General features: G+C 69.7%; 14 protein-coding genes and 1 riboswitch. Of the genes, 8 read left to right on the top strand and 6 right to left on the bottom strand.

All coding sequences use genetic code 11. The annotated features are described in order from the left end of the window. Positions 1–91: 91 nt before the first annotated feature. The 7 genes from OG747_RS31705 to OG747_RS31675 all read left to right on the top strand — a co-directional run bounded on the left by OG747_RS31705 (position 92) and on the right by OG747_RS31675 (position 6,854). Positions 92–610, top strand: coding sequence for an Lrp/AsnC family transcriptional regulator (locus OG747_RS31705; protein WP_405882786.1), 519 nt, complete (start codon positions 92–94; stop codon positions 608–610). After that, positions 595–1,977, top strand: coding sequence for an aspartate aminotransferase family protein (locus OG747_RS31700; protein ID WP_405882785.1), 1,383 nt, complete (start codon positions 595–597; stop codon positions 1,975–1,977). Before OG747_RS31705 ends, OG747_RS31700 begins: the two co-directional genes overlap by 16 nt. A gap of 263 nt (positions 1,978–2,240) precedes the next feature. Further along, positions 2,241–2,978, top strand: coding sequence for an ABC transporter ATP-binding protein (locus tag OG747_RS31695; RefSeq protein WP_405882784.1), 738 nt, complete (start codon positions 2,241–2,243; stop codon positions 2,976–2,978). Further along, complete coding sequence (locus tag OG747_RS31690) at positions 2,960–4,270, top strand: hypothetical protein (RefSeq protein WP_405882783.1); 1,311 nt, start codon at positions 2,960–2,962, stop codon at positions 4,268–4,270. The genes OG747_RS31695 and OG747_RS31690 overlap by 19 nt, the downstream gene beginning before the upstream one ends. Before the next feature lie 121 nt (positions 4,271–4,391). Further along, positions 4,392–4,799 carry a VOC family protein gene (locus tag OG747_RS31685; RefSeq protein WP_405882782.1) on the top strand — a complete coding sequence of 136 codons (408 nt, stop codon included), beginning with the start codon at positions 4,392–4,394 and terminating at the stop codon, positions 4,797–4,799. Between the two features lie 93 nt (positions 4,800–4,892). Continuing rightward, the gene (locus tag OG747_RS31680) at positions 4,893–6,008 is read left to right on the top strand and encodes an LOG family protein (RefSeq protein ID WP_405882781.1); all 1,116 of its coding nucleotides are present in this window, start codon (positions 4,893–4,895) and stop codon (positions 6,006–6,008) included. 150 nt (positions 6,009–6,158) lie between these two features. Next, positions 6,159–6,854, top strand: a complete 696-nt coding sequence (locus tag OG747_RS31675; RefSeq protein WP_405882780.1) for an LAETG motif-containing sortase-dependent surface protein — start codon at positions 6,159–6,161, stop codon at positions 6,852–6,854. A gap of 267 nt (positions 6,855–7,121) precedes the next feature. Here OG747_RS31675 and OG747_RS31670 read toward each other — a convergent pair whose 3' ends face one another. The 4 genes from OG747_RS31670 to rlmN all read right to left on the bottom strand — a co-directional run bounded on the left by OG747_RS31670 (position 7,122) and on the right by rlmN (position 12,362). Beyond that, entirely contained in the window at positions 7,122–8,282 is a 1,161-nt protein-coding gene (locus OG747_RS31670; protein ID WP_405882779.1) for an ABC transporter ATP-binding protein, read from the bottom strand. Then, complete coding sequence (locus OG747_RS31665; protein WP_405885787.1) at positions 8,282–9,958, bottom strand: ABC transporter permease; 1,677 nt, start codon at positions 9,956–9,958, stop codon at positions 8,282–8,284. The genes OG747_RS31670 and OG747_RS31665 overlap by 1 nt, the downstream gene beginning before the upstream one ends. Beyond that, positions 9,934–11,010 (bottom strand): thiamine ABC transporter substrate binding subunit, encoded by a 1,077-nt coding sequence (locus tag OG747_RS31660; protein WP_405882778.1) that lies wholly within the window; start codon positions 11,008–11,010, stop codon positions 9,934–9,936. The genes OG747_RS31665 and OG747_RS31660 overlap by 25 nt, the downstream gene beginning before the upstream one ends. Positions 11,011–11,088: 78 nt before the next feature. Then, positions 11,089–11,207: riboswitch (TPP riboswitch) on the bottom strand. Between the two features lie 48 nt (positions 11,208–11,255). Beyond that, positions 11,256–12,362, bottom strand: coding sequence for a 23S rRNA (adenine(2503)-C(2))-methyltransferase RlmN (rlmN, locus tag OG747_RS31655; protein WP_405882776.1), 1,107 nt, complete (start codon positions 12,360–12,362; stop codon positions 11,256–11,258). A gap of 207 nt (positions 12,363–12,569) precedes the next feature. On the opposite strand from rlmN, the gene OG747_RS31650 reads away from it, so the two are divergent. Beyond that, on the top strand, positions 12,570–12,929 hold the full coding sequence (locus tag OG747_RS31650) for a DUF6479 family protein (protein WP_405882775.1): 360 nt from the start codon (positions 12,570–12,572) through the stop codon (positions 12,927–12,929). An 88-nt stretch (positions 12,930–13,017) separates the two neighbouring features. Here OG747_RS31650 and OG747_RS31645 read toward each other — a convergent pair whose 3' ends face one another. Next, positions 13,018–14,139, bottom strand: coding sequence for a phosphatidate cytidylyltransferase (locus OG747_RS31645; RefSeq protein WP_405882773.1), 1,122 nt, complete (start codon positions 14,137–14,139; stop codon positions 13,018–13,020). Then, positions 14,139–14,696, bottom strand: a complete 558-nt coding sequence (gene frr / locus OG747_RS31640) for a ribosome recycling factor (protein WP_153288324.1) — start codon at positions 14,694–14,696, stop codon at positions 14,139–14,141. Before frr ends, OG747_RS31645 begins: the two co-directional genes overlap by 1 nt. Positions 14,697–14,777: the final 81 nt, after the last annotated feature.

Raw genomic sequence — 14,777 nt, 5'->3', positions numbered from 1 at the left:
CCCAGTCACCCCTTGACTGCGAAATCCGCAAGCTACACCCCCGTAAACAACGAATTTCATCGCTACAGCCTTGCGGAACCGTCGAGACGTCGTGCACAGTGAGCTCGTGGCCAGTCGAAGCGCAGACCCCAGGGACTCCACCCGCGAGTCGAGGAACGGCAGTCCCCAGCTGGACTCCGTATCCCTCGCCATCATCGAGCAGCTCCAGCAGGACGGACGCCGTCCGTACGCCGCGATCGGCAAGGCCGTCGGCCTGTCCGAGGCGGCCGTGCGCCAGCGCGTCCAGAAGCTGCTCGACCAGGGCGTGATGCAGATCGTCGCCGTCACGGACCCGCTCACCGTGGGCTTCCGCAGGCAGGCGATGGTCGGCGTCAATGTCGAGGGCGACCTCGACCCGGTGGCCGAAGCGCTGACCGCCATGTCGGAAGTCGAGTACGTGGTGATGACCGCGGGCTCGTTCGACATCCTCGCCGAGGTCGTCTGCGAGGACGACGACCACCTGCTGGACGTCATCAACAAACGCATCCGGGCCCTGCCCGGGGTGCGCTCCACCGAGAGCTTCGTCTACCTGAAGCTGAAGAAGCAGACCTACATGTGGGGAACCCGATAACCGTGAGCACCAAGGACCTCAGCAAGACCGCGTACGACCACCTGTGGATGCACTTCACCCGCATGTCCTCGTACGAGAACGCGCCCGTTCCCACCATCGTCCGTGGTGAGGGCACCTACATCTACGACGACAAGGGCAAGCGCTACCTCGACGGTCTCGCGGGCCTGTTCGTGGTCCAGGCGGGCCACGGCCGCACCGAACTCGCGGAGACGGCGTTCAAGCAGGCGCAGGAGCTGGCCTTCTTCCCGGTGTGGTCCTACGCCCACCCCAAGGCCATCGAGCTCGCCGAGCGCCTCGCGGACTACGCGCCGGGCGACCTGAACAAGGTCTTCTTCACCACGGGTGGCGGCGAGGCCGTCGAGACCGCGTGGAAGCTCGCCAAGCAGTACTTCAAGCTGCAGGGCAAGCCGACCAAGTACAAGGTCATCTCGCGTGCGGTCGCCTACCACGGCACCCCGCAGGGCGCCCTGTCCATCACCGGCCTGCCGGCCCTGAAGGCCCCCTTCGAGCCGCTGGTCCCGGGTGCCCACAAGGTCCCCAACACCAACATCTACCGCGCCCCGCTCTTCGGCGACGACCCCGAGGCCTACGGCCGCTGGGCCGCCGACCAGATCGAGCAGGAGATCCTCTTCGAGGGCCCGGAGACCGTCGCCGCGGTCTTCCTGGAGCCGGTGCAGAACGCCGGTGGCTGCTTCCCGCCGCCGCCCGGCTACTTCCAGCGCGTGCGCGAGATCTGCGACCAGTACGACGTGCTGCTGGTCTCGGACGAGGTCATCTGCGCCTTCGGCCGCCTCGGCACGATGTTCGGCTGCGACAAGTTCGGCTACGTACCGGACATGATCACCTGCGCCAAGGGCATGACCTCGGGCTACTCCCCGATCGGCGCGTGCATCGTCTCCGACCGCATCGCCGAGCCGTTCTACAAGGGCGACAACACCTTCCTGCACGGCTACACCTTCGGCGGCCACCCCGTGTCGGCCGCGGTGGGCATCGCCAACCTCGACCTGTTCGAGCGCGAGGGCCTCAACCAGCACGTGCTCGACAACGAGGCCAACTTCCTGCAGACCCTGCAGAAGCTGCACGACCTGCCGATCGTCGGCGACGTCCGCGGCAACGGCTTCTTCTACGGCATCGAGCTGGTCAAGGACAAGGCCACCAAGGAGACCTTCACGGACGAGGAGTCGGAGCGCGTGCTCTACGGCTTCGTCTCCAAGAAGCTCTTCGAGTACGGCCTCTACTGCCGCGCCGACGACCGCGGTGACCCGGTCATCCAGCTGTCGCCGCCGCTGATCTCCGACCAGTCGACGTTCGACGAGATCGAAGGGATCGTCCGTCAGGTGCTGACGGAGGCGTGGACGAAGCTGTGATCGACGCGCGACCGATCAGGCACAGCTGATCGGACACAACTGATCAGGCACAACTGATCAGCTGATCGACATCGGCCCCGGTGCCGTCCGTTCGAGTGAGAAACGGCGGCCCGGGGCCGCGTGCTGTCCGGCCTCCCGCCGTCGAAAACCTAGCGTGCCCAGTGACCGATCGGCCCTGCCTTCGTTCCCCCGTCCGGGGGACCGAGCGACCTCAGCGAGGCGGCTCGGGCAGCGCAAATCAGATCTGAACCGAGGTGTACGCGATGGTGGCCCCGCCGGACAACGACGTGCTCTGGGCACGCGCCCTGCACGTCAAGCACAACGGCTCGCCCGCGCTCAGCGGTGTCTCGCTCGGCATCCGCGAGGGCGAGATCCTCGCCGTCGGCGGTCCACGCGGCAGCGGCAAGACGACCCTGCTCCAGTGCCTGTCGGGGCTGGTCCTGCCGCAGCGGGGCGAGGTCTGGTACAACAGCGTGCCGGTGCACACCATGGGCCCCCTCACCCGCGAACGGCTGCGCCGCGACCGGTTCGGCTGGATCGGCCCGACCCCGGTCCTCGTACCGGAGCTGAACGCCTGGGAGAACGCGGCGCTGCCCCTGATGCTGCGCGGATCCGGCCGCCGGGCCGCCAAGACCGCCGCCCTGGAATGGCTGGAACGCCTCGACATCGGAGGCTGCGCCCGCAAACGCCCGCACGCCCTGCTCCAGGCCGAGCGGCAGCGCGTCGCCATCGCCCGGGCGCTCGTCCTCTCCCCCAAGGTGCTCTTCGCCGACGAACCGACCGCCCCGCTGCACCGCGCCGACGGCGTCCACGTCCTGCGCACCCTCACCGCGGCGGCCCGCTCGCACGGCATCACGGTCGTCCTCGCCACGCACTACACGGACACCGCGGCCCTCGCCGACCGCACGGTCTCGCTGCTCGACGGACGGCGCGTGAACACCGTCCACCTGCCCCCGGTCGTCGAGACGGAAGGCCGGGCCGCGTGCTCGCTCTCCGTCTAGCCCGCGGGGCCCGTCCCCTGGTTCAACTGCGCAGATTGCTCGTCGCCGCCGCCTCGGCGGGCACCGGCTTCCTGCTGCTGTGCACCCTGGCGGACGCGATGGCGCACCCGGACACCTCGCACGGCTCGGTGCTCCGGCTCGTCTGGTGCCTCGCGCCCGCCGCCGCCACCGTGTACTTCGCGGTCGCGGTCGCCCGTACGGACCCGGGGACCCGACCGCGCCCCGGGCTCGCGGCGATCGGACTCGGCCCCGGCCGCCTGATGGCCATCTCGGCGGTCACCACCGCCCTGTCGACCACGCTCGGCTCGATGCTCGCGCTGCTCGTCTTCCTTCATCTGCGCGGCGATCTGACGGGCATGCCCTTCGACGGCGCCGCGGCGGCGTCCCTCGCCGCGGACCGCCCGCTGCCCCTGCCCGCGGCCCTGACCCTGCTGCTCGTGGTGCCGCTGGCCGCCTCCGTCGCGAGCGCGGTGGTACTGCGACCGCGGGGCGCCGGACCGGCACGTCCCGGCCGACCTGGCCGACCTGGCCGACCTGGCCGACCTGGCCGACCTGGCGCCGACGGGGACTCCCCTGCTACGTCTTCCGATACGCGTCGGACGTCTTCCGGTACGCGCGCCGAGTCCGGTCCCCGAGCCGACCGGCCCGGGCACCCGCTGGACCCGCAGCAGCCCGCCCCTCCGCTGCCGACACCCGGCGGGCTGCCCTGGGGCACCGCCGTCGTCGCGGCGGGGCTAGCCGTGGAGGCGTACGCGAGCCGATCGGGACCGGCACCCGGCCTGGCCCTGCCGGGCCGCCTCGCGGGCGGCCCCGCCGGGGTGCTCGGCGGCTGGGCCCTGACCGCGCTGGGGCTGGCCCTGGCCGGGCCCGCGATCACCCATCTGTGCGGGCGGCTGCTGCAGGCCGTACGCCCGGGCGCGCTGCGGCTGCTCGCCGGGCGCGTCCTCCAGGAGGAGGCCCGGCGCATCGGGCGCCCGCTGGGCGTGGTGTGCGCGGTGACGTCGGGCGCGTACGCCATGGCGACCCTGTACGCCGCAGCGCGGCCCTCGTTCGGGCCGCTCAGCACGCTCGGGGCGCTGCTCGTCGCCGGGTGCGCCGTCGCGACGCTGCTCACGGCGGCGCTCGAGGCCAAGCACGCGCGCGCCGACGTCACGGCGGCGCTGCTGCTGCTCGGAGCACCGGCCACGATGCTGCGCGGTGCGGCGCTGCTCCGCGCGGGCGCGCTGCTCGCCGTGTTCTTCCCACTGACCTGGGCGGTCGCGGAACTGGCGGCGCTGCCGCTGGCGCGCTGAGCAGGCGTACGAAATATCTTCCCGATATTTTCCCGGTGGGCGATGAGTTCCGCGCGGACGAGCGGTCTACCCCTCCGAACGGCACACCACCTCACTTCACCCTGACCGGGAGAGACCGCTCATGTACCAGCAGATGATCTTCGTGAACCTCGCCGTGAACGACGTCGACACCTCGAAGAAGTTCTTCACCGAGCTCGGCTACACGATCAACCCGCAGTTCTCGACGGACGACTGCGCCTGTGTCGTCATCAGCGACACGATCATCGCGATGCTGCTGAGCAAGCAGCGCTACGCGGACTTCACCAAGAAGGAGATCGCGGACCCCACCAGGACCAGCGAGGTGCTGCTGTGTCTGAGCGCCGAGAGCCGCGAGAAGGTCGACGAGCTGTGCGACAAGGCCCTCGCGGCGGGCGGCTCAGGCACCCGGGAGGCCCAGGACCACGGCCACATGTACGGCCGTACGTTCGACGACCCGGACGGCCACACCTGGGAGGTCATGTGGATGGACCCGGCGGCGGTCCAGGGCTGAGCACCCCTCCCCGGGGGACACCAACTGGGGTGTCCCCCTCATGGGTTGGGGTCACCGACCATCCCCGAGGAAGCCACCCCCTAGCATGGCCGTGTGCAGCCGACCCCCCTCCACACCACCCACGACCGCGAGATCGAATCCCTCGCCGAGTTCGACGACGTCGTCTCGACGCGCGGCTCGCTCGCCCACTTCCGGGTCCAAGCAGTGGATCTGACGGCCCGTACGGAGGTTCTGCTCTCCGTGGACACCGCGGGCGCCGTCTTCCTCGGCTGTCCGATGGACGCCGAGGCGGCGGCACGGGTGAGAGCCACGGGCGCGCTGGTCTTCCCGCCCGTCCCCGGACTGCCCTTCGACCCGTACCGCGGGCTGCTCTACACCCCGGACGAGCTCTTCGACCAGCTCGACGCCGGCTACGAGGCGACGCCGGACGCCCGCGCGTACGCCTGGTTCCAGCACGCCAAGGCCGACGGCGACGTCTTCGTGTCGATGCTCCGCGCGATCCACGACGACTCCGTGTCGGACGCGCTCGACGAACTGCTTCTCGGCGCGCGGGTGGTGGGCGTCATGGGCGGCCACGCCATGGCGCGTGGCACGGAGGCGTACGAGGGCGCGGCGCGCCTGGGCCGCGAGCTGGCTCGCGCCGGTTTCACGGTCGCCACCGGCGGCGGCCCGGGCGCGATGGAGGCCGCGAACCTCGGCGCGTACGCCGCCCCCTTCGACGATGCCATGCTCACCGAGTCGCTCCGCATCCTCGCCAAGGCACCGTCGTTCACCCCTTCCATCACCGACTGGGCGGACGCCGCCTTCGCCGTACGGGAGCGCTGGCCGGACGGCGGCCCCTCCGTCGGCATACCCACCTGGTTCTACGGCCACGAGCCGCCGAACGCCTTCGCCTCGCACATAGCCAAGTACTTCGCCAACGCCACCCGGGAGGACGGGCTGTTGGCCCGCTCGAACGCGGGTGTCGTCTTCCTGCCGGGCGCCGCCGGGACCGTACAGGAGATCTTCGACAACGCGACCCCGAACTATTACGAGTCGCGTGGCGAGCCCACCCCCATGGTGCTCGTCAACCGTGCGCACTGGACCGAGAAGCACCCCACCTGGCCGCTCCTCCAATCGCTTGCCCACGAGCGGTCCATGGAGTCCCGGATCGCTCTGGTGGACCGGATCGACGAGGCCCCGGAAGCACTCAAACGCCTCGGTGGTTAATGACCAGGCAAAGCCAACGGCACGGCGGGGCATATGCATTGACAGCACTTACCCACCACTTATAAACCTTTGAGGCCCGAGGGGTGGCTGTTGCCACGGCGGAGCCCCCCTTAAACCCCCCAGCAGTTGCGCATTCTGTGAAGGGCAATCGTGTCCATATCTCGCCGTACCGCACGTCCTGTGCGAATCCTCGGCGTTGCCTCCGCCACGGCCGCGCTCGCGCTCGGCCTCGCCGGCAACGCATTTGCCTGCAACATCAGTGAGTTCTCCGCCGAAGCCACGTGCGACGGCACCAAGGGCGTCATCACCGTCACCGACGTCGACAGGTCCGGCACTTCAGCGGTCGTCTCCGTGTTCCTCGAGAACAACGGTGCCGACGCGCAGAAGATCGGCCAGCAGGAGGTCAAGGGCTCCAGCACGGGTGTCACCATCACCTTCGACGAGGACTGGAAGCCGAACGCCACGTACCGCGTCCACGTCAAGGCCGCGAACCAGGTCGACAAGGACATCCCGACGAACGTGACCGCTCCGTCCACGGCCTGCAAGACCGAGGAGAGCCCGACGCCGTCGGCCACCCCGTCATCGTCGGAAACCCCCTCCTCCCCCTCCTCTGCCTCCTCCTCGGAGACGCCTTCCGCGACCCCGTCGGAGTCGGAGAGCAGCGCCGCGCCCGCGACGCCGGGCGACAACGCCCCGTCCCCCGCGGCCGGTTCCTCGAACCTCGCCGAGACCGGTGCTAACTCCAACACCCCGATGATCGCCGGTATCGCCGGTGCCCTCGTCGTGGTCGGCGGCGGAGCGGTGTTCTTCGGTATGCGCCGCCGCGGCGCCTCGAAGACCAGCTGATCCATACACCGTACGCACCAACGTGTGGCCCGCCCCCTGTCAGCGCTTTCCAGGGGGCGGGCCACACGCCTGTCCGCACCCACCACTGCCGGCTGACACCCTTCTCGGCGAGTTCGATGACCCACTCGGCGTTGAGTTCGGGGGTGGTGTCGGTGGTGTGGGGGTGGATGCCGCGGCCCGGTGGATCACCAGCTCGGCCGGGTCCCCCCTCGGCCTCAGGCCACCCGATGAGCGGAACCTGCTCGTCGGGGATGCTCGATCGGCACCCTATGCGGCCGAAGACTCCCCGAGTACGACGATTTCGGCCGCGTCGAACGCCACCCCGACCTCGTCCCCGGGCGCGGGCGCCTCCCGCAGCGCGCACGCCGCTTCGAGCCGCGGGCCGCTCTCGGGCTGCAGTCGTACGGCGACATGGGTGCCCCGGAAGGTGCGTGCGGCCACGGTGCAGCGCAGCCCGTCCGCGGGGGCGCCCAGCCGTACACCCGCGGGCCGCACGAGCAGCGTGCCGGGGCCCTGGGGGGCACCCTCCGGCACCGGCAGCTTCCCCCACGGGGTGTCCGCGGCCCGTCCGCTCACCGTCGCCGCGACCACGTTGTCGAAGCCGAGGAAGCGCGCCACGAACTCGTCCGCCGGGCGCTGCCAGACCTCGAGCGGTGTACCGGACTGGGCGATCCGGCCGTCGCGCATCACCACGACCCGGTCGGCGAGCGCGAACGCCTCGCCCTGGTCGTGTGTCACGGCCAGCACGGTCGTGCCCAACTCGCCGAAGAGTTCGCGGAGTTCCATGACCAGTCGTTCGCGCAGCGAGCGGTCGAGCTGACCGAGCGGCTCGTCGAGCATCAGCAGCCGGGGGCGCGGCGCGAGGGCACGGGCCAGCGCGACCCGTTGCTGCTCACCGCCGGAGAGGGACGCGACGGCCCGCCGATGAGCCCCGGGCAGTCCGACGAGTTCCAGCAACTCGCCCACCCGTCCGGCCTGTCGATCCTTCGACGCACCGTGCATCCGCAGCCCGAAGGCGACGTTGCCGCCCACGTCCCGCTGGGGGAAGAGCTGGTGGTCCTGGAACATCAGCCCGACGCCCCGTTTGTGCGCGGGCACACCCGTCTGGTCGCGGCCGCCGAGGAGCACCCGCCCGGCGTCGAGCGCCTGGAGCCCGGCCACCGTCCGCAACAGCGTGGACTTGCCGCTGCCGCTCGGCCCGAGCACGCACACGATCTCCTGCTCGGCGACGTCGAGGCCGACGGCGTCGAGGACCGCCCGCCCGCCGAAGCGCACGGTCGCCGCCTCGATCCTCAGCAGGGCGTCCGGTGTTGCCCGCGGCTTCTCCTCGGCCTCCCCCGCCGTCTCTTTCACCTCCCCCACCGTCTCTTTCACCTTCTTCGTCGCCTCTTTCACCTGCTCCGTCGCCTCTTTGGCGAGCCGCGTCATCAGAACTCCCCCGTCCGGTCGGTGCGCACGCGCTCCAACAGCAGCAGCGCCACCGCGCACACCACCATCAAGATCGTCGAAAGGGCCATCGCCTGGCCGTAGTTGAGGTCACCCGCGCGCCCGAGCAGCCGGGCCACGGCGACCGGCAGCGTCGGGTTGTCGGGCCGCGCGATGAAGACCGTCGCCCCGAACTCGCCCAGCGACACCGCGAAGGCGAAACCCGCCGCGATCAGCAGCGCCCGCCGCACCATCGGCAGGTCGACCTCCCGCCACACCCGCCAGGGCGAGGCCCCGAGCACGGCCGCCGCCTCCCGCAGCCGTCCGTCCACCGCCCGCAGCACCGGCAGCATGGTCCGTACGACGAAGGGGACGCCCACCAGCGCCTGCGCGAGCGGCACCAGAATCCAGGAGGACCGCAGATCCAGCGGCGGTTCGTCCAGCGCGATCAGGAAGCCGAACCCGACGGTGACGGCGGACACGCCGAGCGGCAGCATCAGCAGCGCGTCGAAACCGCGCTGGAGTCGGCCGGTACGTCGGGTGAGCGCCGCGGCGGCCAGACCGCCGATCACGATGGCGATGGCGGTGGCGGCGAGCGCGTACTCCAGCGAGTTGCCGATCGCCGCGATCGGTGCCACCAGGAAGACGCCGCCGTCGGCCGAGGTCAGCGCCTTGTAGTACGCGAATCCATAGCCGCCGGGGGTGTCGAAGGACCGCTGGACCAGTACGCCCAGCGGCAGGACGAGCAGGACGACGATGCTCGCCAGGACCCCGCCCAACAGCGCCCACTGCCCGGCCCCGCGCGGTCGGCGCGCGGTCACCTCGGGAGCCACCAGGCGCAGGGCGGTCTCCCGGCGGCGTACGGTCCAGGCGTGCACGGCGAGGATCGCGCCGACGGCCACGAACTGGATGATCGTCAGCACGGCCGCGGTCGCGAGGTCGAAGATCTCCGAGGTCTGCCGGTAGATCTCGACTTCGAGGGTGGAGAAGGTCGGCCCGCCGAGGATCTGCACCACGCCGAACGAGGTGAAGGTGAAGAGGAAGACCATCAGCGCGGCGGCGGCCACGGCCGGGCTCAGCGCCGGGAGCGTCACCTTGCGCCAGGCCGCGAACCGGGAGGCGCCGAGCATCCGCGCGGCCTCCTCCTGACGCGGGTCGAGCTGCGACCAGAGCCCGCCGACGGTCCGTACCACGACGGCGTAGTTGAAGAAGACATGTGCGAGCAGGATCGCCCACACGGTGGTGTCCAGCCGTACGCCCCACAGCTGGTCCAGCAGCCCGCCCCGGCCCACCAGGGCCAGGAACGCCGTACCGACCACGACGGTCGGCAGCACGAACGGGACGGTCACCACCGCCCGCAGCACCTGCTTGCCCCTGAAATCGAAGCGCGCGAAGACATACGCGCCGGGGAGCGCGATCAGCAGCGTGAGCGCCGTGGAGGCGAGCGCCTGCCAGGCGGTGAACCACAGCACATGCCGGATGTCCGACTGTGCGAGCACCTCGCCGATCCGTCCGAACTGCCAGACCCCGTCGACCTTGAGGCCGCGGGCCACGATCGCGGCCACGGGGTACGCGAAGAAGACGGCGAAGAACGCGACGGGCAGGGCCATCAGCCCGAGCCGCGTCGCGCTCCCCTTACGGGTCTTGCGCGGGGCTACTTCAGTACGAGCGAGGTCCACGACCTGACCCACTGATCACGGTTGTCGGCGATCTTGGCGGGGGCCATGGTCTCGGGGTCCTTGGCCTGGGGGCCGAACTTCAGGAACACCTGGGGTACCTGAGCGGCTTCGCGGACCGGGTACACGAACATGTTCAGCGGCATGTCGTCCTGGAACTCCTTGGTGATCAGGAAGTCGAGGAGCGCCTTGCCGCCCTTGGTGTTCTTCGCGTTGCTCAGCAGCCCCGCGTACTCGATCTGCCGGAAGCAGGTGCCGTTCGCGACCCCGGTCGGCGCGGTCTGTGGCTTCGGGTCGCCGTAGACGACCTCGGCGGGCGGGGAGGAGGCGTAGGAGACGACGAGCGGCCGGTCGGCCTTGGCCTTCTTGCCGCCGGAGGACCCGGAGAACTCGTCGTTGTAGGCCTGGTCCCAGCCGTCGACGACCTTCACGCCGTTGGCCTTGAGCTTCTTCCAGTAGTCCTGCCAGCTGCTGTCGCCGTACTTCGCGGCGGTCCCGAGCAGGAAGCCGAGGCCGGGTGAGGACGTGGACGCGTTCTCCGTGACGAGCAGGTTCTTGTACGCGGGCTTGATCAGGTCGTCGAAGGAGGCCGGCGGGGCCAGCTTGTGGTCGGCGAAGTACTTCTTGTCGTAGTTGACGCAGATGTCGCCGGAGTCGATGGGCGTGACCCGGTGCTTGTCCTGGTCGACCCGGTACTCGGGGAGGATCTGGTCCGAGCCCTTCGCCTCGTACGACTGGAAGAGCCCGTTGTCGAGCGCCCGGCTCAGCAGGGTGTTGTCGACGCCGAAGAAGACATCGCCCTGCGGGTTGTCCTTGGTGAGGATGGCTTTGTTGACGGCCTGGCCGGCGTCGCCGTCCTTGAGGACCTTGACCGTGTAGCCGGACTGCTTCTCGAAGTCCCCCAGCACGCTCTTCGACACGGCCCACGAGTCGTGGCTGACGAGCGTCACGGTCTTGGAGTCCCCGGCGCCGTTGCTGTCGGAGGACCCGCACGCGGAGAGCGTGACCAGGCCCAGACCGACGGCCACGGCCGCGAACGTCTTGGTGGTGCTCACTGATTTCCTCCTGGCTGACCAGGAAGAGACGCGGCCCTGCCCGGAAACCTCGGAAGGTTCCCGGGCAGGGCGCAACAGCTTGAGTGATGCCCGAACTTCCTACCCAGAATGACCTGGGCAAGGTTCTGAGGGTCTGCGGCCCACCGGTGTCCCGGCTACCGCACTCTCAGCGCTGTGGCGCTCCCCTGTCGGAATATGAAGATGTCGGAATATGAAAATGTACGTACGCGGGTACGCGGGCCAGACTATCGCTCGGTCGCGGCGAGCTGACCGCACGCCCCGTCGATCTCCTGGCCCCGGGTGTCCCGGACGGTGACCGGCACCCCGTGGGCGGCGATCGCCTCGACGAACGCCTTCTCGTCCTCGGGCCGCGAGGCGGTCCACTTCGAGCCCGGCGTCGGGTTCAGCGGAATCAGATTCACATGCACGGGCTTGCCCTTGAGCAGCCGCCCGAGCCGGTCACCGCGCCACGCCTGGTCGTTGATGTCCCGGATCAGCGCGTACTCGATGGAGAGCCGGCGCCCGGACTTGGCCGCGTACTCCCATCCGGCGTCCAGCACCTCGCGCACCTTCCACCGCGTGTTGACGGGGACGAGGGTGTCGCGCAGCTCGTCGTCCGGCGCGTGCAGGGAGATGGCGAGACGGCACTTGAAGCCCTCGTCGGAGAACCGGTGGATGGCGGGGACCAGCCCGACCGTCGACACGGTGATCCCGCGCTGCGAGAGCCCGAGCCCGTCCGGCTCGGGATCGGTGAGCGCACGAATGGCCCCCACGACCCGCTTGTAGTTGGCGAGCGGCTCGCCCATGCCCATGAAGACGATGTTGCTCAGCCGCGCCGGACCACCCGGGATCTCGCCGTCCCTGAGGGCCCGCATCCCGTCCACGATCTGGTGCACGATCTCGCCGGTGGACAGGTTCCGGTCCAGCCCGGCCTGACCGGTGGCGCAGAACGGGCAGTTCATCCCGCAGCCGGCCTGCGAGCTGATGCACATGGTCACGCGGTCCGGGTAGCGCATCAGCACGGACTCGACGAGTGTGCCGTCGAACAGGCGCCACAGGGTCTTGCGGGTGGTCTCCTGGTCGGTCGACAGATGCCGCACGACCGTCATCAGCTCGGGAAGCAGCGCCTCCTGGAGCTTGCCACGCGCGGCGGCCGGGATGTCCGTCCACTCCGCGGGGTCATGCGCGTACCGCGCGAAGTAGTGCTGCGAGAGCTGCTTGGCGCGAAACGGCTTCTCACCGATCGCCGCAACGGCCTCTTTGCGCTCGGCCGGCGTGAGATCGGCGAGGTGCCGCGGCGGCTTCTTGGCTCCGCGCGGGGCGACGAATGTGAGTTCTCCTGGCTTAGGCATGGCTGTACCAGTGTCGCAGATCGAATCGTGTGACCTGCGGCCGTCCATCTGGATCCGGGATGGAGAGCGGAAAGGACCGCCCTTCGGGTGCCCGGTTCACGAGGCGACCAGCTGCTTCACGAGGCGACCAGCTGGTTCATGAGGTAATTGACTGGCTCATGAGGCGATTGACTGGTTCGTGAGGCGATTAGAGGGTATTTGCCTGGTATGAGTACCACAGCGATGCAGTTGGCAGAGAGAAGCGGCCTGCTGAGCCTTGGGCTGTTCCTGGTCGCCGCGGCCCTCGTGACGCTGCTCGGCGGCAGCTTCTGGCTGAGCTGCCGCATGCGGTCCCGCGCACCGCGCCTGCCCCGCCCCGACGAGCAGCCGCACCTGCCGCCGGACGGCCCGGTCCACGAAGTCCGGGAGTTGCGGGAGCCCGCCGAGATACCCAAGGTGGCCAAGGGCGGACATGCTCTCACCCCGTACGAGCTGACCCACACACCAAACCGCCCGAGCCCGTTGAAGGAGCCGCCACGCTGGGCCGAGGGCAAAAGCGGCTCGTTCGGCAGCGGCGGACTCCACTGACCCGAAACATATGGGTGAGGAGCTCGCCGTCCTGTGGACAACGAGCCCCTCACCCATATGTACGCAGGTCAGCCGAGCCTTGTGAAGATCAGCCGGACCCTACGAAGAGCACCAGCAGCAGCCACACCACCGGAGCCGTCGGCAGGAGTGAGTCCAGCCGGTCCATGATGCCGCCGTGCCCCGGCAGCAGCGTTCCCATGTCCTTGATGCCGAGGTCCCGCTTGATCATGGACTCACCGAGGTCACCGAGTGTGGCGCTGGCCGCGACCGCGAGGCCGAGGATCAGCCCCTGCCACCACGTGCCGTCCTCGATCAGGAACTGCAGACACAGCGCACCCGCGACCATCGCGAAGGTGACCGCCCCGAACAGGCCCTCGCGGGTCTTGCCGGGGCTGATGCGCGGCGCCAGCTTGTGCTTGCCGAAGCGCCAGCCGACCGCGTACGCCCCCGTGTCGCTGACGACCGCCAGGAGCAGATAGGTCAGGACCCGGCGCGGGCCGTCGTCGGCGGTGAGCATCATGGCCACGAACGTGGCGAGGAACGGCACGTAGAAGGCCGCGAAGACCCCCGCCGTGACGTCCTTGAGATAGCCCTCGGGCGGTTCCGTCATCCGCCAGGCCAGGACCGCGAGCGCGGTGAGCGCCATCGCCACCCAGGCGCCCTCGGCGCCCCGGACGTAACCGGTGACGACCATCGCCGCACCGCCGAGCGCGAGCGGCACGAGCGGCGCCTTGATGCCCTTGCGCTCCTGAAGCCGTGAGGTGAGCTCCCACAGGCCCACCACCACGGCGATCGCTATGACGCCCACGAACACGGCCTTGACGATGAACAACGACGCGGCGATCACTGCACCGAGCCCGACGCCCACTCCTATCGCGGCACCCAGGTCGCGCCCCGCGCTCTTCTTCTGCGGTGCGGGGGCGGGCTGGGGGGTGGCGCTGGGCATGGGCTCCTGCGGCTTCTGCGACGGGTCCCGGTAGGACGCCGTTGGCGGTGTTTCATCGCGGAACACGGGGCCGCTCAGCCGAGCGGCCCCCCGGTCGTCATCCTGGTCTCCGCCGTGTGCGGGCACGATGGGCATGGGGCGAGTCTGCTGCGCGTCATGCGCATCGTACGCGGGACCCGCCGGGGCTGCCCCCTGGACAGGCCCCTGGTCGGAGGGCCCCCAGTACCCGGCTTGTGGCGGCGCCCCCCAGGAAGAGTCGTTCATCAGACCTCGAGCAGCTCCGCTTCCTTGTGCTTCAGGAGCTCGTCCACCTGGGCGACGTACTTCGCGGTGGTGTCGTCGAGCTCCTTCTCAGCACGGCGGCCCTCGTCCTCGCCGACCTCGCCGTCCTTGATCAGCTTGTCGATGGTCTCCTTCGCCTTGCGGCGCACGGACCGGATCGAGATCTTGGCGTCCTCACCCTTGGTCTTGGCGACCTTGATGAACTCCTTGCGGCGCTCCTGGGTCAGCTCGGGGAACACCACTCGGATGATGCTGCCGTCATTGCTCGGATTGACACCCAGGTCGGAGTCGCGGATCGCCTGCTCGATGTTGCGCAGCGCGCTCTTGTCGAACGGGGTCACCACGGCCATGCGCGGCTCGGGCACCGCGAACGAGGCCAGCTGGTTGATCGGCGTCAGTGCGCCGTAGTAGTCGGCCACGATCTTGTTGAACATCGCCGGGTGCGCACGACCGGTGCGGATCGCGGCGAAGTCCTCCTTGGCGACCACGACGGCCTTCTCCATCTTCTCCTCGGCCTCGAGGAGGGTCTCTTCGATCACCACTTGCTCCTGCGTGTCTTGAGTAGGCCCGGCAGCTGTTCCTCGTCGGGGTGGCGGCCGGCTGCGTCGCGTCTTATTCCT

The sequence above is a fragment of the Streptomyces sp. NBC_01384 genome (assembly GCF_045040035.1).
Lineage (GTDB): Bacteria > Actinomycetota > Actinomycetes > Streptomycetales > Streptomycetaceae > Streptomyces.
This window is presented reverse-complemented; position numbering and strand designations above follow the sequence as displayed.

What these genes read in the sequence shown, in the direction of transcription:
- OG747_RS31695 (WP_405882784.1), top strand. Translation starts at nt 2,241, where the DNA reads ATGGTGGCCCCGCCGGACAACGACGTGCTCTGGGCACGCGCCCTGCAC.
- OG747_RS31685 (WP_405882782.1), top strand. Translation starts at nt 4,392, where the DNA reads ATGTACCAGCAGATGATCTTCGTGAACCTCGCCGTGAACGACGTCGAC.
- OG747_RS31670 (WP_405882779.1), bottom strand. Translation starts at nt 8,282, where the DNA reads ATGACGCGGCTCGCCAAAGAGGCGACGGAGCAGGTGAAAGAGGCGACG.
- rlmN (WP_405882776.1), bottom strand. Translation starts at nt 12,362, where the DNA reads ATGCCTAAGCCAGGAGAACTCACATTCGTCGCCCCGCGCGGAGCCAAG.
- OG747_RS31650 (WP_405882775.1), top strand. Translation starts at nt 12,570, where the DNA reads ATGAGTACCACAGCGATGCAGTTGGCAGAGAGAAGCGGCCTGCTGAGC.
- OG747_RS31645 (WP_405882773.1), bottom strand. Translation starts at nt 14,139, where the DNA reads ATGAACGACTCTTCCTGGGGGGCGCCGCCACAAGCCGGGTACTGGGGG.